This is a genomic window from Oryzibacter oryziterrae (assembly GCF_021864535.1).
Taxonomy (GTDB): domain Bacteria; phylum Pseudomonadota; class Alphaproteobacteria; order Rhizobiales; family Pleomorphomonadaceae; genus Pleomorphomonas; species Pleomorphomonas oryziterrae.
Window position 1 is genome coordinate 92,346 of sequence record NZ_JAKJIC010000011.1, and the last position, 26,155, is coordinate 118,500.

27 protein-coding genes are annotated in these 26,155 nt (G+C 61.9%); 16 read left to right on the top strand and 11 right to left on the bottom strand.

All coding sequences use genetic code 11. The features are described from left to right. Window positions 1-246: 246 nt before the first annotated feature. Both L2I41_RS13170 and L2I41_RS13175 read left to right on the top strand, forming a co-directional pair. A complete protein-coding gene (locus L2I41_RS13170; RefSeq protein ID WP_237154032.1) occupies window positions 247-1,512 on the top strand; it encodes a hypothetical protein in 1,266 nt (421 codons plus the stop codon). Window positions 1,513-1,726: 214 nt separating this feature from the next. After that, on the top strand, window positions 1,727-2,329 hold the full coding sequence (locus tag L2I41_RS13175; protein WP_237154033.1) for a DUF2585 family protein: 603 nt from the start codon (window positions 1,727-1,729) through the stop codon (window positions 2,327-2,329). A gap of 153 nt (window positions 2,330-2,482) precedes the next feature. Here the strand turns inward: L2I41_RS13175 and L2I41_RS13180 are convergent, their stop codons facing one another. Further along, complete coding sequence (locus L2I41_RS13180; RefSeq protein ID WP_237154034.1) at window positions 2,483-2,644, bottom strand: DUF3563 domain-containing protein; 162 nt, start codon at window positions 2,642-2,644, stop codon at window positions 2,483-2,485. Between the two features lie 306 nt (window positions 2,645-2,950). Here L2I41_RS13180 and L2I41_RS13185 point away from each other — a divergent pair, with 306 nt between their 5' ends. Continuing rightward, entirely contained in the window at window positions 2,951-4,003 is a 1,053-nt protein-coding gene (locus L2I41_RS13185; RefSeq protein ID WP_237154035.1) for a LacI family DNA-binding transcriptional regulator, read from the top strand. 147 nt (window positions 4,004-4,150) lie between these two features. On the opposite strand, the gene L2I41_RS13190 is transcribed toward L2I41_RS13185, so the two are convergent. The 6 genes from L2I41_RS13190 to L2I41_RS13215 all read right to left on the bottom strand — a co-directional run bounded on the left by L2I41_RS13190 (window position 4,151) and on the right by L2I41_RS13215 (window position 11,716). Then, window positions 4,151-5,317 (bottom strand): sugar ABC transporter permease, encoded by a 1,167-nt coding sequence (locus tag L2I41_RS13190; RefSeq protein ID WP_237154036.1) that lies wholly within the window; start codon window positions 5,315-5,317, stop codon window positions 4,151-4,153. Window positions 5,318-5,347: 30 nt separating this feature from the next. Beyond that, window positions 5,348-6,886: a xylose ABC transporter ATP-binding protein gene (locus L2I41_RS13195; protein ID WP_237154037.1), complete on the bottom strand. Its 1,539-nt coding sequence runs from the start codon at window positions 6,884-6,886 to the stop codon at window positions 5,348-5,350. A 157-nt stretch (window positions 6,887-7,043) separates the two neighbouring features. Then, window positions 7,044-8,057, bottom strand: a complete 1,014-nt coding sequence (gene xylF / locus L2I41_RS13200) for a D-xylose ABC transporter substrate-binding protein (RefSeq protein ID WP_237154038.1) — start codon at window positions 8,055-8,057, stop codon at window positions 7,044-7,046. Window positions 8,058-8,693: 636 nt separating this feature from the next. Then, the gene (locus tag L2I41_RS13205; protein WP_237154039.1) at window positions 8,694-8,855 is read right to left on the bottom strand and encodes a DUF3563 domain-containing protein; all 162 of its coding nucleotides are present in this window, start codon (window positions 8,853-8,855) and stop codon (window positions 8,694-8,696) included. A gap of 138 nt (window positions 8,856-8,993) precedes the next feature. Further along, window positions 8,994-10,538, bottom strand: a complete 1,545-nt coding sequence (locus L2I41_RS13210) for a glycosyltransferase family 39 protein (protein ID WP_237154040.1) — start codon at window positions 10,536-10,538, stop codon at window positions 8,994-8,996. After that, a complete protein-coding gene (locus L2I41_RS13215) occupies window positions 10,535-11,716 on the bottom strand; it encodes a glycosyltransferase (protein WP_237154041.1) in 1,182 nt (393 codons plus the stop codon). The genes L2I41_RS13210 and L2I41_RS13215 overlap by 4 nt, the downstream gene beginning before the upstream one ends. 265 nt (window positions 11,717-11,981) lie before the next feature. On the opposite strand from L2I41_RS13215, the gene L2I41_RS13220 reads away from it, so the two are divergent. Then, the gene (locus tag L2I41_RS13220; RefSeq protein ID WP_237154042.1) at window positions 11,982-12,764 is read left to right on the top strand and encodes a ParA family protein; all 783 of its coding nucleotides are present in this window, start codon (window positions 11,982-11,984) and stop codon (window positions 12,762-12,764) included. A gap of 46 nt (window positions 12,765-12,810) precedes the next feature. Here the strand turns inward: L2I41_RS13220 and L2I41_RS13225 are convergent, their stop codons facing one another. Next, window positions 12,811-13,548: a glycerophosphoryl diester phosphodiesterase membrane domain-containing protein gene (locus tag L2I41_RS13225; RefSeq protein ID WP_237154043.1), complete on the bottom strand. Its 738-nt coding sequence runs from the start codon at window positions 13,546-13,548 to the stop codon at window positions 12,811-12,813. 575 nt (window positions 13,549-14,123) lie between these two features. Here L2I41_RS13225 and L2I41_RS13230 point away from each other — a divergent pair. From L2I41_RS13230 to hypB, 12 genes are all read left to right on the top strand, one after another. Further along, window positions 14,124-15,209 carry a hydrogenase small subunit gene (locus L2I41_RS13230; protein ID WP_237154044.1) on the top strand — a complete coding sequence of 362 codons (1,086 nt, stop codon included), beginning with the start codon at window positions 14,124-14,126 and terminating at the stop codon, window positions 15,207-15,209. 83 nt (window positions 15,210-15,292) lie between these two features. Continuing rightward, window positions 15,293-17,083, top strand: coding sequence for a nickel-dependent hydrogenase large subunit (locus tag L2I41_RS13235; protein ID WP_237154045.1), 1,791 nt, complete (start codon window positions 15,293-15,295; stop codon window positions 17,081-17,083). A gap of 76 nt (window positions 17,084-17,159) precedes the next feature. After that, complete coding sequence (cybH, locus tag L2I41_RS13240; protein ID WP_237154110.1) at window positions 17,160-17,873, top strand: Ni/Fe-hydrogenase, b-type cytochrome subunit; 714 nt, start codon at window positions 17,160-17,162, stop codon at window positions 17,871-17,873. 3 nt (window positions 17,874-17,876) lie between these two features. Then, entirely contained in the window at window positions 17,877-18,449 is a 573-nt protein-coding gene (locus L2I41_RS13245; RefSeq protein WP_237154046.1) for a HyaD/HybD family hydrogenase maturation endopeptidase, read from the top strand. An 11-nt stretch (window positions 18,450-18,460) separates the two neighbouring features. Beyond that, complete coding sequence (locus L2I41_RS13250; protein WP_237154047.1) at window positions 18,461-18,754, top strand: HypC/HybG/HupF family hydrogenase formation chaperone; 294 nt, start codon at window positions 18,461-18,463, stop codon at window positions 18,752-18,754. Between the two features lie 63 nt (window positions 18,755-18,817). Next, entirely contained in the window at window positions 18,818-19,261 is a 444-nt protein-coding gene (locus L2I41_RS13255; protein WP_237154048.1) for a thioredoxin domain-containing protein, read from the top strand. Then, on the top strand, window positions 19,258-20,130 hold the full coding sequence (locus L2I41_RS13260; RefSeq protein ID WP_237154049.1) for a hydrogenase expression/formation protein: 873 nt from the start codon (window positions 19,258-19,260) through the stop codon (window positions 20,128-20,130). Before L2I41_RS13255 ends, L2I41_RS13260 begins: the two co-directional genes overlap by 4 nt. Next, entirely contained in the window at window positions 20,117-20,302 is a 186-nt protein-coding gene (locus L2I41_RS13265) for a rubredoxin (protein ID WP_237154111.1), read from the top strand. Before L2I41_RS13260 ends, L2I41_RS13265 begins: the two co-directional genes overlap by 14 nt. Beyond that, window positions 20,299-20,784, top strand: coding sequence for a [NiFe]-hydrogenase assembly chaperone HybE (hybE, locus tag L2I41_RS13270; protein ID WP_237154050.1), 486 nt, complete (start codon window positions 20,299-20,301; stop codon window positions 20,782-20,784). The genes L2I41_RS13265 and hybE overlap by 4 nt, the downstream gene beginning before the upstream one ends. Continuing rightward, window positions 20,781-21,770, top strand: coding sequence for a hypothetical protein (locus tag L2I41_RS13275; protein WP_237154051.1), 990 nt, complete (start codon window positions 20,781-20,783; stop codon window positions 21,768-21,770). The genes hybE and L2I41_RS13275 overlap by 4 nt, the downstream gene beginning before the upstream one ends. Beyond that, the gene (gene hypA / locus L2I41_RS13280) at window positions 21,763-22,104 is read left to right on the top strand and encodes a hydrogenase maturation nickel metallochaperone HypA (protein ID WP_237154052.1); all 342 of its coding nucleotides are present in this window, start codon (window positions 21,763-21,765) and stop codon (window positions 22,102-22,104) included. Before L2I41_RS13275 ends, hypA begins: the two co-directional genes overlap by 8 nt. Continuing rightward, window positions 22,104-23,210: a hydrogenase nickel incorporation protein HypB gene (gene hypB, locus L2I41_RS13285; protein WP_237154053.1), complete on the top strand. Its 1,107-nt coding sequence runs from the start codon at window positions 22,104-22,106 to the stop codon at window positions 23,208-23,210. Before hypA ends, hypB begins: the two co-directional genes overlap by 1 nt. A gap of 11 nt (window positions 23,211-23,221) precedes the next feature. Here hypB and L2I41_RS13290 read toward each other — a convergent pair whose 3' ends face one another. From L2I41_RS13290 to L2I41_RS13300, 3 genes are read right to left on the bottom strand one after another with little or no spacing between them, the layout of a single operon-like run. Further along, window positions 23,222-23,791 (bottom strand): TadE/TadG family type IV pilus assembly protein, encoded by a 570-nt coding sequence (locus tag L2I41_RS13290; protein ID WP_237154054.1) that lies wholly within the window; start codon window positions 23,789-23,791, stop codon window positions 23,222-23,224. Window positions 23,792-23,805: 14 nt separating this feature from the next. Then, window positions 23,806-24,357 carry a TadE/TadG family type IV pilus assembly protein gene (locus tag L2I41_RS13295; RefSeq protein WP_237154055.1) on the bottom strand — a complete coding sequence of 184 codons (552 nt, stop codon included), beginning with the start codon at window positions 24,355-24,357 and terminating at the stop codon, window positions 23,806-23,808. A gap of 17 nt (window positions 24,358-24,374) precedes the next feature. After that, on the bottom strand, window positions 24,375-25,676 hold the full coding sequence (locus tag L2I41_RS13300; RefSeq protein WP_237154056.1) for a TadE/TadG family type IV pilus assembly protein: 1,302 nt from the start codon (window positions 25,674-25,676) through the stop codon (window positions 24,375-24,377). Between the last annotated feature and the right edge of the window lie 479 nt (window positions 25,677-26,155).

Below are 26,155 nucleotides of genomic sequence, written 5' to 3' on the forward strand. Positions count from 1 at the left end.
GTTTGGGTGATTTCCCGCTGCAGCGCGACCTGCTAACCAATATGCATGTGGTCTGCGTCTGGACTGTAGTCCACATTCTTTGATCGAAATGTTTCTTGCATACCCGAGGGAAGATCTGGTCGGGCCGCAATGTCGCGTCATCATTCCTGCGACAGCACTTGCACGTTGATTGCCTGCCAGGCAGCGGGACGACCTCCAGACAGCATTCGGGCGTGTGGCCCGGCTTGAGCGACAGTGGAGATTTGGATGAAGAAACCTATTGCCCTGACATCAGCAGCGCTTTGCTTGCTGGGTTTGTTCACCGGCGCGGCGTCGGCCATCACGAGCCAGACGACGACCATCAATGGTCTCAAGGTCCTCAACGTCCAATGGACGGATTCCAAGGGGATGAAGCGCAGCGTGGCGCTCAAGCTGGAAGGCAACGGCAACCCTGGCCATGGCGGCTATGCGGTGCAGGCTACCTATCGTTTCGTTTCCGGCGGCAAGACCTACACGCGCACGATCAATCCGAGTGCCTCGGGCGACGGCTTTGGCTACTTCGTATCGCATGAACGCGAACGCCTGTTTGCAGATGGCAGCACCGCCAGCATCGCCAACAAGATCTTCCATGTGGACGACTCGCCACTCGGCCGGGGATTTGCAGTCACCGTGACGCAGCCAACCGCGCCGGCCGGCAGCAAGATCATCCGTTTTGCGACCACCTACTCTCACTACGGCACGATCAACGCCAATGGCATCAACGCTGATACCGGCGAAGACAAGCCGCCCCTGCCAACATCGCAGGCATCCTTCAAGAAGTATGCGATGCCGGTCACGATCGACTGGTCGTTCCAGGACGGCAAGGACTATCCGCGCATTCGAAACATCGTGTCCCTCGCCAACGTGCCCGGGCCCGACCGCGTCAGTTTCGATGTGCGCGGTCCCTACGGAAAGCTGAACTTCGACAGCGGCAACAACGTGATTTCGCAAGTCCGCTGGGGCGACCGGTTTCTGTTTGTGACGACGTCGCAGCCGCTTACGCGCAATTCGACCTGGACCGGAAATGCGACCAACAAAGGGGCCCGGTATTCCTCTCTGATTGCCGGCGGATATGAAATGGGCCTGATCGAGCCACGCCTGTTCTCGAAAAGCGCGCTCAACGATGGCTACTCGGATGCGCGGGGCAAGACGTCGGACACTTACAACGACGGCAACGGGTGTTCCTCACAGACGCAGCTGATGCCCTGCGACTACGAATGGCCTTATCAGTCGGCACAATATGAGCTGCCGTATAACAACCAGAACGCCCCAACCACCTCGGAAAAGATGGCCTGGGGATCGACGCCCTACTATGGTACCAGCCTGACTTCGACGTGGGATGGTACCACCGGAACTCCGTTCAACGGCTTTCCCGCGTCCCGCAAGCTCACCTATGATGTCTGCCTCGTGCTGGGCAAGACGGTCACTGGCGGCTTGACCAGCAAGCTTGCTGCCGCGGGCGGCGACTACAACTGCGCAGCGGGAGCCAAGTAGAGCTTCTCATTTGTGCAGCCATATCCACGGGATGGCGGGGGTTCAATCTTTGATGGCGGCGGCCAGACCGGTTCGGATCGCTTCTGCGAAGAGCGGGGTGATCCGGACCGGTCCTGCGTTGCCGGTACTGGATATCGTTGGGCAAGCCGGGTAAACCCGCCGAGAGGGTGGCGCGCAGTGCATGCGCTGCCCTCCCCTTGGGAGACCGAGTTTGATGCCCGAACGCCTTCGCCTTCCCGTCCTTGTCCTGGCCATGATCGCCATACAGGCGATCACGCTTGCCGCCTTCGGGCAACCGCCGATCTGCACCTGCGGGACGGTGCGCCTCTGGTCCGGCGAGATCCTGTCGCCGGAGAACTCGCAGCAGATCACCGACTGGTACACCCCCTCGCACGTGATCCACGGCCTCCTGTTCTACGGCATTCTGCGTTGGCTGTTTCCGAAGTTGCCGCTGATCGGCGTCGTGGCGGCGGCGCTGGCCGTGGAGATCGGCTGGGAACTGCTGGAGAATTCACCCCTCATCATCGACCGCTACCGGGCTCAGGCTTTGGCACAAGGCTATTCGGGCGACAGCGTGCTGAACTCGGTCTGCGACAGCCTTGCCATGCTCTCCGGCCTGACACTGGCGCGGTTTCTGCCGGTGCGACTGACGGTCGGCCTCGCGGTGGCAGCCGAGATTTTCACCGCCGTGATGGTGCGCGACAATCTCACGCTCAACGTCATCCAGCTACTGGTGCCGAGCCCGACGATTTCCGCCTGGCAGGCCCAGGGTGGGCTCGCCAGCGCACCGATTGCCACCGCAGCTCCGGCTCCGTGACCCTTCGATCTCCTCAAAACGACAAAGCGCCCGAGGTCCAATGGGATCGAGCGCAATCATCGAGGTCAGGTCTTGGTTGTCCGGCCCGGCCGGGGTGGTGAGCCGGGTGCCTTCGTTACGGCGCGAGGGGAGACAGTCGCGCCGTCAGGTCCTTCAGAAGCCCACGACACGCTGATGGAAGCGGCCCTTGAAGACTTCGCGCTCACGCGCTTCGAGGTCGAAGCGGTCAACGGCATCGTTGATGTAGGCCTGCTCACGCTCGGCAGCGGTGGGGATGTGGAACATCTTGGCGGTGCGCTTGAGGGTGGCGAACATGATCTTTTCCTTTCTTGAACCGGGCCATCCCGGCTCTCTTTCTCTCTTTTCTTTACACCCCGAAAATAAGATCAAGACCGCAGGAATCCAAGACGCAAGTTCTGAAGGGTCCCTTTAGTTTCCCTTCAGGCTCCGCAAACGGCCCACCTTGGGAGAACCCTTCCCGATCTCTTCGACCCTACGTGGCGCTGATTGAGCGAAACGTGCTCCATCGGCGGAAAAGGCGTTTAAATTCTTCAGTGTAGTATTGCTCATATGTCACAGAACTGAGTTGCGCACCTCAGATTTTTGAGCGATCTATCAAACATGAGCGATCCAACCAATCCTTTGCATCTTTCCCTGAGGGACGTTGCCCGTGAGGCCGGTGTTTCCACCGCCACGGTGGATCGCGTGCTGCATGACCGACCTGGCGTCCGCAAGGAAACCATACGGCGCGTGCGGGAGACGATCGAACGGATCGGATTTCATCCCAACGCCGCCGCTGCGGAGCTTGCCCGCGGCCAGAGCCATCATTTCTGCTTCGTGCTGCCGCGAAACCTCAATTTCTTCATGACCGAACTCATGGAGAATATCGAGAAGATGCGCAGCTCGCTGGGCGCCCGACGCGTGCGGACGGAGATCGTCAAGACCGACGTGTTCGATCCCGACGCGCTGGTGGAGACGCTGGACGGGCTCGCGGGGCGTTGCGACGGCGTCGCCGTGGTGGCACTCGACCATCCCAAGGTGCGCGACGCCATCGACCGGCTGGTCGCGCAGGACACCATCGTGGTGACGCTTGTGTCCGATGCCCCCACGTCGCGCCGCACCCGTTATGTCGGCATCGACAACGTGGCCGCAGGCCGCACGTCCGGCACGCTGCTTGGCCGTTTCGTCGGGCGGCGAACCGAGGGCAAGGTGGCCGTGGTGGTCGGTTCGCTGTCGTTGCGCGACCATGTGGAGCGTCTTTTCGGCATCTCGCAGGTGATCTCCGGCGATTTCCCGAAGCTGCAGATGCTGCCCGCCGTCGAAGGCCGGGACAATGACGACCTCAACTACGAACTGACGCGCAAGCTGCTGGCGGAGCATCCCGATCTCGTCGGTCTCTACAACATCGGCGCCGGCACCGCCGGCATCGGCAATGCCTTGAGCGAGTCCGGGCGGGCCAGCGAAGTGGTTTTCGTCGCCCATGACGTGACGCCGCAGACCCGCCGCTTCCTGGAAGATGGTGTTGTTGACGCGGTGATTTCGCAGAACCCGGGACACGAGGCCCGATCGGCGATCCGCGTGCTGATGGCACTGAGGCGCAACGAATCCATCATCGCCGAACAGGAACAGATCGGCGTCGACATCGTCATCAAGGACAACCTGCCGATCGGCTGAGCAGCGGTTCCCTTACCCCCGAATGCCAAAGGGCTCCGGATCTTGCACGATCCGGAGCCCTTTTCTTGTTCCTGGCTGCAGGCAATACTCAAACGAAGGAGCCGCCGACGCGTTGCCGGCGGCTCCTCTTGTCTCTTCAGCCCCGTGTCAGCGGCGAGTGCCGGACGAGACGATGTCCATCCAGACGGCGAACACGAGGATGACGCCCTTGACGATCTGTTGCCAGAAGGTATCGACGCCCAGCATGGACATGCCGTTGTCGAGGCTGGCCATGATGGTGGCACCCACAAGCGCGCCGCCCACCGTACCGACACCGCCACGCATGGACGTGCCGCCGATGAAGCAGGAGGCAATCGCGTCAAGCTCAGCACCGGTGCCGGCCGACGGCGTGCCGGCGGCGAGACGAGCGGTGGTGGCAAGCCCTGCAAGGGCGCACATCAGGCCCATCAGACCGAAGACCATCAGCTTGACCTTGGCGACGTTGACGCCCGACATGCGGGTCGCCTCAAGGTTCGAGCCGACGGCGTAGATGCGACGGCCGAACACGGTCATGTCGCCGATCACGGTGAAGACGCCGAGGATGACCAGCAGGATCAGCACCGGCACCGGAACGCCGTGATAGTTGTTCAGGTTCAGCACGAAGGCGACGATGATGGCACCGAAGGCGGCGAGCTTGCCGACTTCCTTGGCCATGGAGGGCACCGGCAGGTCATGCTTGATGCGGCCGGCGCGCGTGCGCATGGCTATCAGCACCAGGATGGCGAACACGGCCACGGCGACGATGTCGCCCACGACCGAGGGAAGATAGCCCTGGCCGATGTACTTGATCTCGGGGGACACCGGGGCGATCGTGGTGCCGCCGGTCAGACCGAGCACGATACCGCGAAACACCAGCATGCCGCCGAGGGTGACGATGAAGGTGGGGATGCCCTGGTAGGCCGAGAGATAGCCCACCAGACAGCTCGAGGCGACGCCGAGCAGCAGGCAGACGGCGATGGTACCGGCGAGCGGCCAGCCGTAGGTGACGTCGAGAATGGCGGCGACGCCGCCGACCATGCCGAGCAGCGAACCGATCGACAGGTCGATTTCGCCGGAGACGATCACGAACACCATGGCCGACGCCAGCATGCCGGTGATCGACATCTGACGCAGCAGATTGGAGAAGTTGCGCGATGTCAGGAATTCCGACGTCTGTGTCTCAGGCGTGTAGGTCAGTACGCCGAACAGCGCCCAGATCAAGGCGATCACGATGAGCAGGGCGACGATCTTGTATTCGGAGAGAAAGTGCCGAATGTCTTTGCTTGTCAGGGTCATGATGGTTGCCGATGTTCTTGAGGCAAAGGGTCAGGCGGCGGCGGTCACGGGCTTGCCGATGGCGGCAGCCAGTACGGTTTCCTGAGTGAGGCCGTCATTGATGAAGTTGCCACGGAGCTGACCTTCGCCGACCACGAGGACACGATCGCTGATGCCAAGCACCTCAGGCAGTTCCGAGGAGACCATGAGGATGGCGACACCCTGCTTGGCCAATTCGAAGATCAGCTTGTAGATCTCGTATTTGGCGCCGACGTCGATGCCGCGTGTGGGTTCATCGAGGATCAGCACCTTGGGCTCGGGCAGGAGCATCTTGGCGACGACAGCCTTTTGCTGGTTGCCGCCCGAAAGCGAGGCGATGGGCAACAGCGGTTGCGCCGTCTTCACCTTCATGCGCAGGATCTCGTGCTGGATCTGGGCCATCTCCGCTTCGGCATCGATCAGACCGCCGGTGATGAAGCGCGGCAGCACCGACATGGTGATGTTGTGCCCCACCCCCATCAGCGGCACGATGCCCTGACGCTTGCGATCTTCCGGCACCATGCAGATGCCGTTGCGCACGGCGTCGATCGGTTCGCGGATCTTGAGCTTCTTGCCCTCGAGGATCACCTCGGCCTCATAAAGGCCCGGGTAGCAGCCGAACAAGGTCGAGACCATCTCGGTGCGCCCGGCGCCCACGAGACCGGCAACGCCGAGGATCTCGCCCTTGCGCAGTTCAAAGGAGATGTTGTTGACCACCTTGCGCTCGGGATTGGTCGCATCCCAGCAGGTGATGTTGCGCGCCTCGAAGACGACTTCGCCGATGTCGTGCGCCTCGCGCGGGAAGAGGTTCTTCATCTCGCGACCGACCATCATGGAGATGATCTTGCCGGTGTCGAGTTCGGCCATGGGAGCGGTGCCGATATGCGTGCCGTCGCGAATGACGGTGACGGTGTCGGCGATCTCGGCCACTTCATCCAGCTTGTGCGAGATGTAGACGCAAGCCATGCCCTTGGCCTTCAGTTCCTTGACGATGTCGAGGAGAATGCGGGTTTCCGACGCCGTCAGCGCCGAGGTCGGCTCGTCGAGGATCAGCAGACGGGCGTTCTTGTTGAGCGCCTTGGCGATCTCCACCAGTTGCTGCTTGCCACCCGAATAGGCCGAGACTTTCTGAGCCACGTTGATGTCCGGCATCTTCAGCATCGCCATCAGTTCGGCGGCGCGGGCGTTCATGCGCGGATAGTCCATGAAGCCGCCTGCGGTGGTCAGCTCCGATCCCAGGAAGATGTTCTCCGCAACGGACAGATGCGGCACCATCATCAATTCCTGATGAATGATCACGATACCGGCTTCCTCGGTTTCCCGAATGCTGCCGGCCTTGAGTTCCTTGCCGTCCCAGGTGATCGTGCCTTCCCAGGTGCCGTGCGGATACACGGCTGACAGGACTTTCATCAGCGTGGACTTGCCGGCACCGTTTTCGCCGCAAAGACCAACACACTCCCCTGCCCGGACCTTGAGATTGATACCCTCGATTGCCTTGACGCCCGAGAACTCCTTCGTGATGTCGTGCATTTCCAGAATGTATTCCGACATCATGCTCCTCCTCTCCCTGAGCCCGGGCGGAAGCCGGACCACGGGGCAAGTCTGATTTTCTTCTTGATTGCGAGGGGTAGTTCGAAGCGCCTCCCTCATGGACCAGCATAGCCGAAAGAAGACGGGGCGGCATCACCGCCCCGTCACGCAGGTCCGATTACTTACCTTCGACCTGGTCCTTGGTGTAGAAGCCGTCTTCCACAACCTTCATCACGTTGTCCTTGGTCAGGGCAATCGGGGTCAGGAGGATCGAGTCGACCTTCTTCTGGCCGTTGTCGAGCTGGGTCTGGTATTCGACCTTCTCGCCCTTGATCAGCTTGACGGTGAGCTTGGCAGCTTCCGTGGCGATCAGGTTCAGCGGCTTGTAGACGGTGACGGTCTGGGTGCCGTCGATCACGCGCTTGATGGCGGCGAGGTCGGCGTCCTGGCCGGAGATGGGAACCTTGCCGGCGAGACCCTGGGCGGCCAGAGCCTGGATGGCGCCACCGGCGGTGCCGTCATTGGAGGCCACGACGGCGTCGATCTTGTTCTGGGCGGCGGTCAGCGCGTTTTCCATGATGGAGAGCGCGTTGGTCGGGCTCCACTCGGGGACCCACTGGTCGCCGATGACCTTGATCTTGCCGGCGTCGATGGCGCCCTGGAGGGCCTTCATCTGGCCTTCGCGCAGCAGCTTGGCATTGTTGTCCGTCGGGGCGCCGCCGAGCAGGTAGTAGTTGCCTTCCGGCTTGGCCTTCAGCACGGCCTCGGCCTGCATGAAGCCGACGCGCTCGTTGTCGAAGGAGATGTAGGCATCTTCATCGGCGTTGAGGATCAGGCGGTCATAGGACAGAACCTTGATGCCGGCATCGTGGGCTTCGTCGATGACCGATGCGAAAATCTGCGAGTTCATCGGAACGATGACGATCGCGTCGACCTTCTTGGCGATCATGTCTTCGACCTGGTTGACCTGCTTCTGCTCGTTGGCGTCGGCAGACGTCACGACCACCTCGGCACCGAGCTCCTTGGCGGCGGCGGTGAAATATTCGCGGTCACGCGTCCAGCGCTCAACGCGCAGGTCGTCGATCGAGAAGCCGATGACGGGATGCTCCGGGCTCGCCTGGGCCGTGCCAATCAGCGGCAGGCAGAGGGCGATCGCGGTCAGCGTGCCGTACATGACAGTATGCTTCTTCATTTCATTTCCTCCAGATGCGCCCATGCGGCGGGCGTGCCGTCGTGTGCCAACGGTTATCTTCAGGCGGGGACCACATCGATCACTGCATTCGAGAACCGCCGCTCCAACTCCCCAGAGACGACGATTGATCTTCGAACATGCGGCCCGTCAGCTACGCAGGTGAATTCATGCATCAATCGAATGAGGTGCGCAACTCAGATTTCGCACTTTCTGACATCAATAGACAATTTGCCTTCGCGAACCCTGCAATCAGCATGAGCAGAAGCGCCCACAAACGCGCCATGCCGAACCCCATTTGTTCTTTCATTTTCAAAAGGTTAAACGCCAATCTGATTACGAACTAGGCATAAATACCGATGTGCGTAAGGGATAAACCTTCCGTAGTTTTCTTGATGTGCGCCCACCAGAAATCAAGTCAGATTGCAGAGCGAAAAGGGCGGCAGACCGGCAACCGCGTTTGCGCAGGTTGCAGCATGCCCCTCCCCCGCCATCAACTTCCTCACGCAAGACCAAGAACGACAAAGCGCCCGAAATCCCCTTGGGGATTCGAGCGCTCAACGGTTCTTCGTTGGAGATTTCCAGCCGGGACGGCGGCTGGTGGATTTTCACCGGCGGGCTATCGCCGGACTTCAGCTGTCAGAGGGCGAACCCGCGCCGCTGGAAACGGCCCTGACCGACTTCGCGTTCCCGGGCTTCGAGGTCGAAGCGGTCCGTCGCGCCATTCACGTAGGCTTGCTCACGCTCGGCAGCGGTGGGGATGTGGAACATCTTGGCGGTGCGCTTGAGGGTGGCGAACATGATCTTTTCCTTTCCTGAACCGGGCCATCCCGGCTCTCTTTCTCTCTTTTCTTTACACCCCGAAAATAATATCAAGACCGCAGGAATCCAAGACGCAAGTTCTGAAGGGTCCCTTTAGTTTCCCTGCAAATCCGGCTTTCACCCTGCCTGACGGCACCCCGTTTCCATTTCGTCCGGCTTGCCGCCGGTGACGCGAAACAGCCAGCTCCTGGCAATGGGCACGCCCTTGCGCATGCGATCAATGGAGCCGAGCGGTTCGATGGTCCCGAAGCAGGCCGCAAAGCGCGACACGTCCGGCTCCACGCTGACCAGCAGCCCTGGCGCGGCTTCCGTCGCGCGATCAAAGGCCGTGAAGGCGTAGCGTTCGCGTTCGGCCACGGGGATCACCTGCGCCTTGCCCGACAGATGGTAGGACAGCTCACCCGTCATCCAGTAGGTCGTCGTGGCAACCCATTGGAGGCCGGCCGCCTTGCGTGCAGCCTCGACGTCATCGGCCATCGCGCTCCAGCCGGCGATGCGATCGGTGGGCAGAATGCGCGATCCGGGCAAATCGTCGGCAGCAGCGAGAACCAGCAATCCGAGAGCGGAAGCAGCAAAGCCCACCGGCAAGACCCAGGTCTGCGTTCGGTCTGGGACAAGTCTTGAGGACACCAGGGCCGCCAGCAACACCAGAGGCGGAAAGACCGGGGCAAGCCAGTTGCCTTGCACGCGATCATGCAGGGCGTGCAGCGCCATGTAGGCGACCAGCGGCGCCGTCAGCAGGACCAGGAAACGCAGGGACGAATCGGCGGAGTTCCAGCCTCGCCAGGCACCAACCACTGCGGTCCCCGCGAGGATTGCGACGAGCGGGTTCAGAAGGCCGAACTGCGCGCCAAGAAACTCCAGCAGGTAGCGCGGGGTCGGACTTCCGGCGGGTATGCGGCCGAACTGCTTGGAAAATGACGCCCAGTGATGCAGCCCATCGTAGACGATCACCGGCGAGAAGGCGGCAAGCGCCGCAAGTCCGCCGAGATAGGGCCAAGGCGTGAACAACCAGCGCCGACCGGTCGGAGTCGACAGAAGCCAGAGGACGATGCCCACGCCAAGGAAGAGGTTGGTGTATTTCGACACGCATCCCAACCCGGCAAACAGACCGACGAGAAGCCAGAGCTGCGGTCTTTGCGTGCGACGCAATCTGGCCAGAGCCCAAACGGTGCAGGTCCAGAAGAGGACGGAGGGAGCATCCGGTGTGGCAAGAATGGCTCCTGCGCCAACCAGAGGTGTTGCCTGAAGCCAGAGTGCCGCCCGACGCCCCGCCGGTGTTGCCTGGCGCAGCGACGGAGACTGGCCGCTGAGCTCGGCTGCGGTGACAACCAAGAGAAGCGACACGGCGGTGCCGGCCAGGATCGGCAAGGCACGGATGGCAAGCGCGCCATCGCCAAGCACCCAGGTGCTGGCGGCAATCCACCACGCGATCATCGGCGGATGGTCGTAGTAGCCGAAGGCGGGTGCCCGCGACCACAGCCAATAATAGGCCTCGTCGGGCACGATTTCCGCATAGTGCCCGGCGACGGCATGGACCAGGGTGATCACCACAAGGATCGGGATCCACTGTGAGAAGACGTGGTCGCGCAAGAGCGACCTTGCCGAGGGCGCGGGGGCGGAGACGAAGCCTGACTGCGGCAAGGGGCGGAGCGTACTCATCGTGCCCTCCACACCAGGCTGGAGGTCACCGCATAGTTCCACCAGATGCCGACGGCAGCGCCGGCGAGCCCGGCCATCCACCAGCGCACCTTCTGGTGAAACAGCAGTTCAGCGGTTCCGACGCCGGACATGGAGCCGATGCCGCAGATCACTGCGAACATCAGCAGGCCCGAGAAGAAGGCGAAGCCTGTGCGCTGGCGGTCGCCATAGGTCAGCCGGTTGTTCAGCAGGTAGTTGCAGGTGATCGCCACCAACGTGGCAAAGGCATTGGCCTGATCGAAGTGCAGGCTTTCGCCCAGAAGCGCCGCCAAGGTCAGCAGGTGAACGCCAAGGCCGACCGATCCGACCATGGCGTATCCCAGGAAACGGACGTGCAGGCGGTCGCCGGACAACTTTGCCAGCATCAGCCCGAGACATTCCAAGAGAACACGGACGTTCATCTTGCTTTCACCGGCGTGGCGCTCGTGAAAGGCCACCGGTATCTCCTCGATGCGGAGCCCGCGCGCTGAAGCGACCAGGTCGAGCAGCAGCTTGAAGCCCTGCGACGACAAGCGAGGGGCGGCCCGTTCGATCACCTCGCGGCGGCACATGAAGAAGCCGCTCATCGGATCGGACAACTCAAGCTTCAAAAGTCGCCGAGCGGCCAGCGTCAGGAGACGACTGCCGCCAAGGCGCAGCGGCGACAGGCCGGTTACGGCGCCGGCCGAGCCGGGTGTCTTTCCGGCAGCGGCGAGTTGCCCGGCATCCAGATAGCGGCTGCCGACGACCAGATCGACCGATTGCGACCGAAGCCGCCCCAGCATCTGCGGCAGGCGCGTCTCGTCATGCTGCAGGTCGCCGTCCATCAAGGCGACATAGGGTGCCGATGTCGCCAGCATGCCTTCGAGGGCGGCACCGGCAAGGCCGCGCCGGCCAACCCGCCGGATAACGCGAAGGCGAGAATCGCTGCGCGACAACAGCTGCGCGACCTCCCAGGTGCGATCCGGCGAGTCGTCGTCGACGACGATGACTTCGAAACGGGTGGCGCCGAGCACTGCACGAAGGCGTTCGAAGAGCAGCGGAATATTGGCGCTCTCGTTTAGGGTCGGGATGATCACCGCCAGTTCCGGCCCTGGACGGTCAAAATCCACGGTGGAACCGGAGCGCTCTAGGTTTCTCGACTGGAAGTTCACGTTCATGCCTTCAGGACCACAGCGTCCCCCCGGCTGCCTTCTAGGCCTTTACATCTGTCGAGCGGCTGTCAGCGGAGGTGCGAAGGCCTCGCAACTGTAGCATGATTGAAAAATCACTTTTATTCCAAAGACTTATATGACGGCTTATTGACAAGCGCTATTCTAGGCGCTTGACTCTGTGAGTCGGCCGAAATCGACGGGAGATGACCGCCTTGTTCTGAAGTCTCGGGCTCGCCTGCCGGACCGATGACGCATCTGGATCACGACTACCATGGGCCAGCAGACCAACATATTTGCAGTCGCCAACCGCAAGGGCGGCACGGGCAAATCGACGACCGTCGTCAACCTTGCGAGCGAATTTGCGACGCGTGGGCGGCGGGTGCTGGTTGTTGATCTGGATCCACAGGGTCACGCCGGGCTGGGCTTCGACGTCGTGGCCAATCGCGGCGACCTCACCATTCACCGGGCCATGCGCGACCGCCTGCAGGGCACGCAGATCGGCATTCGCCGGACGCAGGTGCCCGGTATCGACGTGCTGCCGGCGGAACGCGATTTCGACAGCATACAGCAGATATCCCAGCCGCGGCGCCTGGCGGAGACACTCAGCGAGGCGAGCGAAGACTATGACCTCGTGTTCATCGACACGCCGCCCGCTTCACCGCAGCTTCTGATCCTGGCGTTGATGGCGAGCACCGGCGTTCTTGTTCCCACGCTTCTCGAACATTTGGCACTGGATGGCGTCCGGCAGTTCGTCGCCGCCTATCACCGCGTCGTCGCCACGCATAATCTGGGGCTTGCCGGCTTGCTGGTGGTTCCGACGCGCGTGGACCTTCGGTCCAACATGCAGAAGGATGTGCTGGGTCGGATGCTCACGGGCTTCGGCCTCAGTCAGATGTGCAACGGCGTCAGGATCGACGCCGCCGTGCCTGAAGCGTTTGGCGAGCACGTACCTCTTCTGCGCCATCGCCCCAAAGCGCGCGCCGTCGAGGATTTTGCACGGCTGGCCGACGACGTGCTGCGGCATTTCCCAACCGTCTCGGCGGCCTGGCATTGAAAGGTGGCGCGAAGGAGCCCACGCGCCCTCCCCTCGTCCTTGTTGATCAGGAAGCCTCAAGCGCGGCTGGTTGGCTGGTGGCTCGAAGGTACTCGTAGAGAACGACGCTAAGGCAGCATCCGAAAAGAGCTGCAGCAACGTTGATCAACATCTGTATCGCGCCAACAAGGGCCACCGTGATCACCACAGGCAACACGCCCTTGAGGGTGCCGAGCAATATGCCAAAAATGAAAAAGCCGAACAGGGCGACCAAAACCACGCCAACTATCACCAGAAATATGCCGATGATCTTCCAGCGATAGCCCTCCGTCAGCTGCCAGCTTCTCTTGAAGCATGCCATCACGCCAAGGTCTTCGATAACGAGCGCAGGCAAGGTCGCTATGAGACCTGCAACCAACCACACCCCCGGCACGATGAGCAGCATGAAACCGATCGCAACGCCGACACTGGCCAATATGCCAAGCCCGAGTGAGCGCCAGAGGAAATCCCTGCCGACCGAATAGGACTCCCCAAGACTTACCGGCCGCGCGATCAGCGCATGGAAGGCCGCATGAACAGTCATGTTGTTGAGGACTGACTGCAGAAGGAGCACAAGCAGCGTGATGATCACGGACACGATCTCGAGAGTCCGGGAATGAGGAAGAAGCACTCCTGCCAGGCTGAGGGAAAAATACGGCAGCTGGGCCAGCAGCAGAACCGGCCCCAATCGGGGGGCTTCCTGAATTGCAAGGTCGAGTGACCGCGAAAATGTTGTTCCGATTGACAGAACCGGTTTGATCTCCATCTCAGTCCCTATCCCGAGTGAACGCCGTCTGGGCAGCAGGCTACGCCCCCCTTCTATCGTTCATTCCATTCATAGGCGACAACTTTTAGGGCTCATGACTTACATCAGATTGAAATTTGATTGTACAACCGTGACGCTGCAGCGACAGAGCTTGTCAGAAAGCTGACACTCGCACCCAACTATCAAATGGTCGTATTGCGGCAAGCGTGACCACACATGTCACGCCATCAAAATATAACCTGTACGTATTATACCGTAGAGTTTTCGCCCCAGGGGCATATATCATATTGAATTGCCTCTTCTTCCCACTCCCATGGCAGATATGCATACGCATTGCCCCTTAGATGCAAGCGATAGGTGTTTCTGATTACTTGGCGGATGAGATTCAATGGCACACCGTTTGCCATTGGTTGGCCGTGCGAATCCCGAGGAGGGGTTCGTCTGGTTGATCATCGGCTCCGCCGCTGCGGAGCCGGGGGGAAATGCTGAAACCGAGTTCCGGACCGAACGCACGGAGCGGTGCAGCGGTCTGGAAAGACGGAATCGGTCGTGACCGATTTATTCAGGGGGGAGACATGGGCGCAGCCGTTGAGACCTTTTATGACGTGATCCGCCGCCAGGGCATCACGCGGCGGAGCTTCGTGAAGTTCTGCAACCTCACAGCCGCCAGCCTGGGCCTCGGCCCTGTGGCTGCGACCGAGATGGCGCATGCGCTGGAGACCAAGCCGCGCATTCCCGTGATCTGGATGCACGGCCTCGAATGCACTTGCTGCTCGGAGAGCTTCATCCGCTCGGCCCATCCGCTGGTCAAGGATGTGGTGCTGTCGATGATCTCTCTCGACTATGACGACACCATCATGGCCGCCGCCGGTCATCAGGCCGAGGCGATCCTCGAGGAGACGCGGCAGAAGTACAAGGGCCAGTATATTCTGGCGGTCGAAGGCAATCCGCCGCTTAATGAAGACGGCATGTTCTGCATCGACGGCGGTCGTCCCTTCGTCGAAAAGCTCAAGGAAATGGCTGCGGACGCCATGGCGGTGATCGCCTGGGGTGCTTGCGCCTCCTGGGGCTGCGTGCAGGCCGCCAAGCCCAATCCGACGCAGGCTGTTCCCATCGACAAGGTGATCAAGGACAAGCCGATCATCAAGGTTCCGGGCTGCCCGCCGATCGCCGAGGTGATGACCGGCGTGGTCACCTATGTGACCACCTTCGGCAAGCTGCCGACGCTCGACCGTCAGGGACGGCCCGAGATGTTCTACTCCCAGCGCATTCACGACAAGTGCTACCGCCGTCCGCATTTCGACGCCGGCCAGTTTGTCGAGGCCTGGGACGACGAGAGCGCGCGCAAGGGCTATTGCCTCTACAAGATGGGCTGCAAGGGCCCGACCACCTACAACGCCTGCTCGACGGTGCGCTGGAACGGCGGCGTGTCCTTCCCGATCCAGTCCGGCCACGGCTGCATCGGCTGCTCGGAAGAGGGCTTCTGGGACAAGGGCTCGTTCTACGACCGGCTGACGACGATCCGCCAGTTCGGCGTCGAGGCGACGGCTGACCAGATCGGCATGGCCGCCGCCGGGGCTGTGGTTGCCGGTGTCGCGGTGCACACCGCGGCCACGGTGGTCAAGCGCCTGACGTCCGGCTCGCACAAGTCCGACAGCTGACAGCGCCGAGTGGCGCCGGCCTGCCCGGCGCCCCACAGCCGTCCTTCATCCAGTTTCCAATTCACGGACAGGGAATTCCGTCCATGGGCATCCAGACTCCCAACGGCTTCAATCTCGACAACTCCGGCCAGCGCATCGTCGTCGACCCCGTCACCCGCATCGAGGGGCATCTGCGCGTCGAAGTGAATGTCGACAGCTCCAACGTCATCCGCAATGCGGTGTCGACCGGCACCATGTGGCGCGGCATCGAAGTGATCCTGAAGGGTCGCGATCCGCGCGACGCCTGGGCCTTCACCGAGCGCATCTGCGGCGTCTGCACCGGAACTCACGCTCTCACCTCGGTGCGTGCGGTGGAGAACGCGCTGGGGATCATGATCCCCGAGAATGCCAACACCATCCGCAACATCATGCAGCTGACACTGCAGGTGCATGACCACATCGTCCACTTCTACCACCTGCACGCGCTCGACTGGGTGGACGTGGTCTCGGCGCTCAGTGCCGATCCCAAGGCGACCAGCCAGCTGGCGCAGTCGATTTCCGACTGGCCACTGTCGTCGCCCGGCTATTTCAAGGATCTGCAGAACCGCCTGAAGAAGTTCGTCGAGAGCGGACAGCTCGGCCCGTTCAAGAACGGTTACTGGGGCCATGCGGCCTACAAGCTGCCGCCGGAAGCCAATCTGATGGCCGTGGCGCACTATCTGGAAGCACTCGACTTTCAGAAGGAGATCGTGAAGATCCACACCATCTATGGCGGCAAGAACCCGCATCCGAACTGGCTCGTCGGTGGTGTGCCCTGCGCCATCAATGTGGACGGTATCGGCGCGGTCGGTGCCGTCAACATGGAGCGGCTCAACCTCGTCTCCTCGATTATCGACCAGATGATCGCCTTCACCGAACAGGTCTACCTGCCCGACCTCAAGGCCATCGGTTCCTTCTACAAGGACTGGCTCTATGGCGGCGGCCTCTCCGGCAAGTCGGTGATGAGCTATGGCGACATCCCCGAGCATGCCAACGACTACACGGACGCCTCGCTGAAGATGCCGCGCGGCGTGATCCTCAACGGCAATCTCAGCGAGATCTTCCCGATCGACCTGACGGCGCCGGACGAGGTGCAGGAGTTCGTCACCCACTCCTGGTACAAATATCCGGACGAGACCAAGGGTCTGCATCCCTGGGACGGCGTCACCGAGCCGAATTTCGTGCTCGGCCCGAACGCCAAGGGTACCAAGACCAATATCGAGGCGCTCGACGAAGCGGCCAAGTATTCCTTCATCAAGTCGCCCCGCTGGAAGGGCAATGCCGTGGAAGTGGGCCCGCTCGCCCGCTACATCATCGGCTACGCCCAGGGCAAGCCCGAGTTCAAGGAGCCGGCCGACAAGTTGCTCACCGATCTCGGCCTGCCGGTGACCGCCCTGTTCTCGACGCTCGGCCGCACCGCCGCCCGCGCGCTGGAATGCCAGTGGGCCGTGCACCAGCTGCGCTACTTCCAGGACAAGCTGATGGCCTCCATTGCCGCCGGCGATCTCAACACGGCCAACACCACCAAGTGGAAGCCGGAGACCTGGGACAAGGAAGTCAAGGGCGTCGGCTTCACCGAGGCTCCGCGTGGCGCCCTTGCCCATTGGGTCAAGATCAAGGACGGCAAGATCGACAATTATCAGTGCGTCGTGCCGACCACCTGGAACGGCTCGCCACGTGACGCCGCCGGCAACATCGGCGCCTTCGAGGCGGCGCTGATGGACACGCCGCTGGCCGATCCGGAGAAGCCGCTCGAGGTGTTGCGCACCCTGCACAGCTTCGACCCGTGCCTTGCCTGCTCCACCCACGTGATGTCACCCGATGGCCAGGACATGGCCACCGTGACCGTCCGCTGACGCCGCGCCGCGTCGGGTCTCAGGCCCGGCGCGCCACATCCAATGGGGGAGGTTCGTCATGACGCATAAGCAGGACATGTTGCGCGGCGTGATGGATGCCGGCGATAACGTCATCGTCACCGGTCCGTCCATCTACGTCTATGAGGCCCCGGTGCGGCTCTGGCACTGGGTCAACGCGCTGTGCATCACCATTTTGGCGATCACCGGCTATTTCATCGGTTCGCCCTTGCCGACCATGCCGGGCGAGGCGTCCGACAGCTTCGTCATGGGCTATATCCGCTTTGCCCATTTCTCGTCCGGTCAGGTGCTGGCCGTTGCCTTCCTGGCCCGCATCCTCTGGGCCTTCTTCGGCAACAAATACTCGCGCCAGATCTTCTATCTGCCGGTGTGGGAAGCTGCCTGGTGGAAGGGCGTGAAGCGGGAGCTGCGCTGGTATCTGTTCCTGGAGAAGGAACCCTACAAGTATATCGGCCACAATCCGCTGGCCCATGCCGCCATGTTCATGATGTTCACGCTGTTCAATCTCGGCATGATCATCACGGGCTTTGCGCTCTATTCCGAAGGCGCAGGTCGCGGAAGCCTGCCCGACCAGGCCTTCGGCTGGGTCTTCATCCTCTTCCCCAACTCGATGGACGTGCACACGATTCATCACCTGGGCATGTGGGTGATCGTGATCTTCGCCATGATCCACATCTACGCGGCCATCCGCGAGGATATCATGAGCCGCCAGACCATGATCTCGACCATGATCTCCGGTGAGCGCCAGTTCCGCGACGAGCGGGAGGGCTGAGGCATGGGCAAGACGCTCATCCTCGGCATCGGCAACATCCTCTGGGCAGACGAAGGCTTTGGCGTGCGCGCGGTGGAGGCCTTCCACCGCGCCGTCGAGCTGCCCGACGACGTGACGCTGCTCGATGGCGGCACGCAGGGGCTCTACCTCGTCAACTTCCTTGAGGACGTCGACAGCCTGCTGGTGTTCGACGCCATCGATTATGGCCTTGAGCCGGGCACGCTCAAGGTGGTGGAAAATGACGAGGTGCCGAAGTTCACCGGTGCCAAGAAGATGAGCCTGCACCAGACCGGCTTTCAGGAAGTTCTGTCGGCGGCGGACTTGCTCGGCTACTATCCGAGCCGCCTCGCGCTGATCGGCTGCCAGCCGCTCGATCTGGAAAACTGGGGCGGTCCGCTGACCGCGCCGGTGAACGGGCGGATCGGCGAGGCGATCGACATCGCACTCACTCTCCTGAACGGCTGGGGCATCGACGCGCGCCGTCGCGTCGTGCCGCTGCCGGAAAGTGCAGGACTTCTGACAAACGACATCGGTCAGGCTGCCTATGAGCGGGCTGCCAATCCCACCCTCGTCTGAGGAGTTCCGCTGTGTGCCTTGGCATCCCCATGACCGTGCTGGAAGCCGGTGACTTTTCTGCCCTCTGCGAACGCAAGGGGGAAGTCCGGCGCATTTCCCTCGCACTGGTCGGGCCGCAGAAGCCGGGTTCGCGTGTCCTGGTCCACGTGGACAACGCCGTGCGGATTCTCGACCAAGCTGAGGCCGATGCCATCGACCGGGCCATCGACGGTTTGGAGGCGGCCATGACGGGGCAGTCCTTCGACCACCTGTTCGCCGACCTCATCGATCGCGAGCCTGAACTGCCCGAGCATCTGAGGGGGTGAGAGGGGCTTTCGCCCCCTCAAGCTGCGGCCGCTCCTCACCTCTTCCAACTCTGCAAGGATCTCATGTCCGCTCTGATCGCAGCCCTTTCCGAGACATATGGCTACCCCGTGGTCGACGTTGACACGGTGGACGCGTTTCTTGCGCCCGCTGAAGGCGAGGCTCCGCATGCGCTCCTGTTCTTCACCGGAGACCCGAAGCAGCGCAACGATACCAATGACGTGGCTGTCGTGCTGCCCGAGTTGATGCGCACCTTTGCCGGTCGCTACCGCGCCGCCGTTGTGGCACGCGAGGCCGAGGCTGATCTGAAGGCCAGGTTCAAGGTGCAGGTCTTCCCATCTCTGGTCGCCACGCGCGGTCTTGACCCGGTCGGCGTGCTGCCGCGCATTCGTGACTGGTCGGACTATCTCGGCCAGCTCGAAGCCTATCTCGACCCCTTGGCGCCTGTACTGTCGGACGCCATCAACCGGGTGGAAATCACCCATTCCAGCCGGAGGATCGACGGATGAAAGCCGGGTTCTGGGTCGCCCCCGAAGGCGAGGATGCCGCCATTTCCATGCAGCCGATCGGCAGCGACGGCGCTGAGATCCGCAAGGGCAGCGTGACGGGGACGGGAGCTCTTTCCTTCCTCGCCACATCCAATGCCGCGGCCCTCATCGCGCGCTGTCCGGCCATTGCCGACATGCTGCCGAAGATCACGGCTGCTCTCGAGGTTCAGTCCGAGACGGCGCCGGGGATCCTGTTCGATCTGTCGCCGCTCAATCCGGACGAAGCGCTGCTGATCACCGAAGTGCTCGGCGAGGGCGAAGTGGCGGCCACGGTCGCCCTGCCCGACGGCGTCGTGGCGCAGATCCAGGAGAGTGTGTTTGCCGGCCTCTGGCGGGTGCGCTTCACGAGCGCCACGGGCGAACTTCTGGCGGACTATGCCGAAGTGTCTGCCGTGCCACAGGCGATCCGCCGGGCCGCTGCCATGACGTTGCCGGAACTCAGCATTGGCGACGCGCCCGCAGGGCTGATGAATGCGATGCCGGTGCTCACCGAGATCGCCGACCGCGCCCGACGCTACGAACCGGACGCACCCTCGCACACGATTTCGCTGACCCTGCTGCCCATGTCGCCTGAAGACATCGAGTTCCTGATGGCGAGCCTCGGTACGGGGCCAGTGCGCATCGTCTCACGCGGCTATGGCACCTGCCGCGTCCAGGCCACCGCCATCCATAACGTCTGGTCCGTGCAGTTCTTCAACGCCATGGACACGCTGTTGCTCGATACGCTGGAGATCGGCGGCGTGCCGGTGGTTGCTTCGGCGGCCGAGGAGGATTTCCGCGACAGCGCCGAGCGCCTGCGCGAAATCGAGGAGGCCTATTTCCGTGACTGACGATGAGACGGTCCGGTTCGAGTGCGGCGTCTGCTGGCACGTTTACGACCCTGCCGAGGGTGACGACGTGGCGCAGATCCCCTCCGGCACACCTTTCGACGCTCTTCCGGAGGACTGGCGCTGCCCCACCTGCGACGGCCCGAAGCACAAGTACATGAGGATTTCGGGATGACCGCCGCCGCTGCGGATGATCTCGATCTTGGCGCTCGGCTGGTTCGGCACTGGCAAGCCACAGCCGATCAGATGCGGGACTTGCCGGTTTTCAATCCGCACCTCGGTGTCCATGTGACGGAGGTGCGGCGCATTGCGGGTTGGTCCGCGGTGGTCGTCGCCACGCCCTGGTTCATGAACCTGTTCGCCTTTCCCGGCACTGGCTCGATGTTGCCGGCGATAGGTGACTGGTTCCGCTTGCCGTTGCCGGCCGGTGAGGTAGACGCGGTGTCGGCAGCGCTCGATGGCTTCGGTGCCTATGCTTCCGTACCCATTTTCTCGCCGATGGACGAATTCTCCGAGCAGGCGGCCGTTGCCGATCTTGCCGACGCGTTGCTGGACAGCCTCCTGTCCGTGCCTCCCGCGCCACCAGCCACCTTCGATCGGACGCTCGATCGGCGCAAGCTGCTGTTTGGACTGGGTGGCCGGGAGAGCCGCGCATGAGCGGGCTCGCGCCGGGCACGCTGGCGATCACGGTTGGCGTCGCCGGTGGCGTGGTGGCCTCGGTGGACATTCGATCCGACCGGCCCTTGTCGCTCGCTTCGCGTCTTGTGGGGCGTCCGGTCGGCGACGCGGTAGCGGCGGTTGGTCTTTTGCACGCGGTCTGTGGCCAGTCCCATGCGGCTGCCCTGCATTTTGCGGCAGAAGCAGCACTTGGCCGGACACTGCCCACTGACGAACAGCGCCAGTGGTCCGTGCGATTGGCGGCGGAGCGGATCGGCGAGCATCTTCGCGAGTTGCTGATCGAGCAAGCGGACGAAGCCGCCCTCCCCCTGGGACGCGAGGCGATCGCCCTGGCGCATGCCCTGGCGCGCGGCGGCGCGGATGCGCGGCAACTCGAAGCGCTGCGCGACCAGACTGAAGCCTTGTGGCCGGCACTGGGTCGCAAGATCGCGCGGGACACGGCGTCGGCTGGCGCCGCACCGCCCGCCAGGGATCCTCTCACTGCCGTCGACGACTTGGTCATTCTTGCCGGCCTATCCGCCTCAGAAGGCTTTCTCGCCCACCCGTCGCTCCCCGGTCGATGCCCAGAGGTCGGCCCGGCCGCGCGGCTCATGGGAACTGCGGCCATGCCTGGCGCGACCCGCGCGGCCCGCCTCGCGGAAATGGAAGCGGCGCTGACGGAGATCGGTCTCAATGCGCTTGCCCCCCACACGATAGCCGTTGGACCGGGACAGGGCTTTGCCGCCGTAGAGTCACCACGCGGGCGACTTTGCTATCTGGTTGAAGTGAACGCGGACGGACGCCTGGTCGGTGCGCGCGTGCTGGCGCCGACAGAATGGAATTTTCATCCGTCCGGCCCGTTTGCCAAATCACTCGTGGGGCGTCGCCCCGCAAATGATGCGCACACCGCCCTCGCACGCCTCGCGGCCGATTTCTGCCCTTGCGTTGCTGTCGCAATCACAGTCACGGACCTGGACCATGCATGAAATGTCGCTCTGTGAAGGCATCGTCGATCTGATTGCGGAAGAGGCGCGCCGTCACGGCTTTGCCCGCGTCAAGTCGGTCATGGTCGATGTCGGCGTACTCGGTCACGTGGATCCGCAAGCCCTCGCCTTCGGTTTCGACGTGGTCAGTCGCGGGACGGTCGCCGAGGGGGCAAGGCTTGTGATAGAACAGATCCCCGGCGCGGGATGGTGCATGGACTGTGCGAAGACCGTTCCGCTTGCCGAAAGGTTCGGTGCCTGCCCCGAGTGTGGGCAGCATCACGTGCAGATGACGGCGGGTGACGAACTCAAGGTGCGTGAACTGGAGGTGGAGTGATGTGCAAGACTTGCGGATGCGGCACCGGTACGGATGCCGGCTACAGGATCAACGGCAAGCTGCCGTCGGAGCTGCACGACCATCATCCCCATGACCACGATCACACACATGATCATGACCACCCACACGATCATGATCATCCTCACGATCACGGCCATGAACATAGCCATGATCATCACCACCACTATGGGCATGCGCACAGTCATGATCATGGCGACGGTCATGTGCACAGCCATGACCACGCCCATGGCTACAGCCATCACCACCATCATCATGACCATGATCACACGCATGACCATGGCCACGATCACGACCACGCGCATGATGCCCATGATCACAGCCACACCGATGGTGTCCAGATTTCCCATGGCCTGATCGACGCCGGTGCCGGTCCTGCCGGCGTACACGTGGCCGGCCTCAGCCAGACGCGCATCATCGAGATCGAGCGCGACATTCTTTCGAAGAACAACGGCTTCGCCCGGACCAACCGCGATCGGCTGAAGCAGACGGGTACGCTGGCGCTCAATCTCATGTCGAGCCCCGGTTCGGGCAAGACCACCCTGCTCTGCCGCACCATCAACGATCTCAAGGCGAAGTTCCCGGTGGCGGTGATCGAGGGCGACCAGCAGACGTCCAACGACGCCGACCGCATCCGCGCCACCGGTGCTCGAGCCATCCAGGTCAACACCGGCAAGGGCTGTCATCTCGAGGCGCTGATGATCGGCCATGCACTCGATGCGTTGCCGCTCGACAACGGCGGTCTGCTGTTCATCGAAAATGTGGGCAATCTCGTCTGTCCGGCCGGCTTCGATCTGGGCGAGGCGCACAAGGTGGTGGTTCTGTCGGTCACCGAGGGCGAGGACAAGCCGCTCAAATATCCGGACATGTTCGCCGCAGCCGACCTCATGCTGCTCAACAAGTCGGACCTGTTGCCGCATCTGCGCTTTGACGTCGGCGCCTGTTTGGCCGCCGCCATCAAGGTCAATCCGCATATTCAGACGCTGGTGGTCTCCGCCGAGACCGGCGAAGGCATGGCCGCCTTCTATGCCTGGATCGAGGCGCGCGCTTCAGTCTCGCGGGCGAGCGCCGTGAGGAGCGACGGCTGAGCCCGTTGACGTCACTTCAAGGTGACGGTCGTTCCCTGCCGGGGGCGTGCCAGTTCCTGTTCGTTGAAGTTGACAGACTGGCCGAACAGGTTCGAGAAGGTCGGCGAAAAGGTGTACTGCACCTGCGCCGCGACCACATCGACACCATTGACGGCCATGTCCGACGGAATGGTTGCGGTGGAGACGCTGTTGGCAACCGGTGCTGTCGCCCCAGAGGCGGCGGCCCACACCACCTTGTTTTGAGTGTCGACGTGCACGACGGATACGATGATCTTCAATCCGGACGTGTTGTAGGGCAGCAGGATCGCTTGCGCGCCCTGGAGAATGGCATTGACGTCGGATGTGCTGATATCGCTACGTTGAGCGACCAGATCGGCGACGGACGACGAGATCTCGACCAGTTTGCGATTGACCGCCAGCGCCTGGGCCACGTCGATCAGACCGGCCATCAGGACGATCACGACCGGAATGATCAGTGCAAACTCCGTTGCCGCGACACCCCGCTGGTCGGAGACCAGATCCTTCATGCCCATGCGCGACCGCTTGCCTGCACCAGAGCTTCGTTTGCCGAGACCAAGCATGTTCAGCCCTCCTGTCAGAACGGTTCGTTGCGGAAGAGCGAGGCGCTCGACAGTATCACCGAACCGTCGGCCAGGCGCCCGGCGGCATTCGCCAGGATAGCCATCGGACTGGTCCACTTCAGGAAGCCTTGGGCCAGAACGTAGTCGCCGGCATTGCCCGTGTTGAAATTCATGTTGGTATCGAAGTTGCCGCTGCTGTCGACAGGGTTCAGGAAGCTCACATTGGAAATATCGGTGACGACCTGCACGTTGATGTAGACGTTGTCGTTGCAGTTGAACATGCTCAACATGTTGCTGCAGACATATGACTTGAAGGTTGTTTGCGTCATGCCTGCGGTCTGCGCCTGACCTGTCTTGATCTGGCGCGCCACCTTGTGCAGCGATCGATCCAGCAGCGAGTCCGCCAGATACATCATCGAGACGTCCAGAACAAAGTAGATGATCAGGACGAAGGGGACGGCCAGAATGCCGAACTCGACGGCCGTCGTTCCCTTCTTCGAGCGGAGGAAGGCCGGCAGCAGCCGTCCCCTCTCCTTTCCGCCAGCCTGCTTGCCCTTGGTGGTCATCGCGGGTCCCTTTCCGGTCAGACCGTCAGACGCGTCTTGCTGACGACGGCGTTGAACAGAGATTGCAGCGTAGCGCTGACGTCACCGGACGGGCCCACTTCCTGATAAAGCCCTTCCGAGGAGCAGGACTTCATGTTGTTGGCAATCTCAGGATAGAATGGCTTGATCCAGCTGTTGTACCAGCCGTTGTTCGGGATCTTCTGGTAGGTGGTATAGAGCACCGAGACCTTCACGCCATTGTTCTTGATCTGCGTGCAGGCGGAGAAGTCGAGCGGCTGCTGGCAGCGCGTTCCGCCAGTCAGCGTCTTCTTGCAGTTGGTCGGGCGATTTGCATCCTCAACGCCGTCACTGATGACGAAAAGTACCTTGATGGGATTGCTTGTGCTGAGGCCGTTGCCGCTTGTGCCGATGATGTCCTTTATGCTCGTCATGTTGGGCATAAGATCGGTCATCTGGTCGTTGTTGTAGCCCTGGTAGGGAATGCTCATGATGTCGATCTTGGAGGCCGTGGTGGCCACGGTGTCCAGGTCAGACGTCATGGTGGTCAGTTGCTTCAACCCCATGGAGTCGGCTGAGGTGCCCATGGAGTAGACGGCCATCTTGTACTGGTCGGTGGCGAGCACCTTGGACTTGGCCATGTTGACCATCGACTGCACAGCCGAAGCAACGACCTGGATACGCAGCTTGGCGCCGATGTTCTTGGCAAGCGCATAGGCATCGTTGGTGCTGCCGTCGATGTGGCAGGCGAAGGCACATCCGCCGTTGGCGTTTTCCAGTTTGGTGATGTCGGCGGTGGTCGCACCCAGCCCCATGGACGGCGTGTTGTCGACCAGAATGTAGAAGTTGAAATAGAGAACGGGCGTGTACTTGCTCTGCGATGTGGCGGACACGGTCAGAGTGCGCACGCCGATCAGCTGCATGAAGTAGGTCGGCACGGTTGCGACCAGATTGACGTCCGAGGTGAAGGTGTTGTTGGTGTAGTCCACACGGATGGTCGTTCCGGTGATGGCCCCCATCGTAGCGCCCTGGAAGTTGGCGTTGGCGATGTTCAGCGCGTCAGCCTCAGCGGCCGTGATCCGGCCCGTAGTCTGGCTGGATGCAGCGGTTCGAACGGCCACGGACTCGGCCGAAATGGAACCCAACGCAGCAGCGTCGGCCGCGTTCTGCAACTGAACCTCGACAATCAGCGCCACGGCATAGTCGACGCAGGCGCCAACCGCCGAGATCAGCGGGATCAGCGTCATGGCAAAGATGATCGCGATCGTACCCGAGCGGTTGATCGCAAACCGGCGCCAGACATTCTCAAGCCTTACACTCATCTCACGCCCCAATCCGTGCATGTGGTTGCCGCCTCACACTGGTCTTTCCTCAAGTGAATCAGTTCTGTTTCTGACGGACCTGAAGACCTGGCGTTCAAAAGCGGGCAAGTTCTTTAGAGCGACTTGCTAGTCAACCTCGCAACAACCACTCGATCCCATGGTCTTGGTTTCCGCAATGTTAAATTACATAAAACATAGAGAATATAATTTGCGGTCTGCCTAACAATCTCTCACCGGAAATGCAGACTCGCGACAACTGCTTTCAGTGGAATGAGCCGCTCCGATCGTTGTGGCTCTCGACATGATCAGGACAGTTCAGACCTCGATTTGATTTTTGTTTTGATTGCAAGTGGTTAGACACCTGTCACGGCAAGCAAGTTTGTGCCCCCGCCCTGTGCCGATCAACGTTCGAAATTGTGTTCTTGGAGATCGATACAACGGGAGATCAGCACAAACCGAGCAATGCACACCAAGATTTC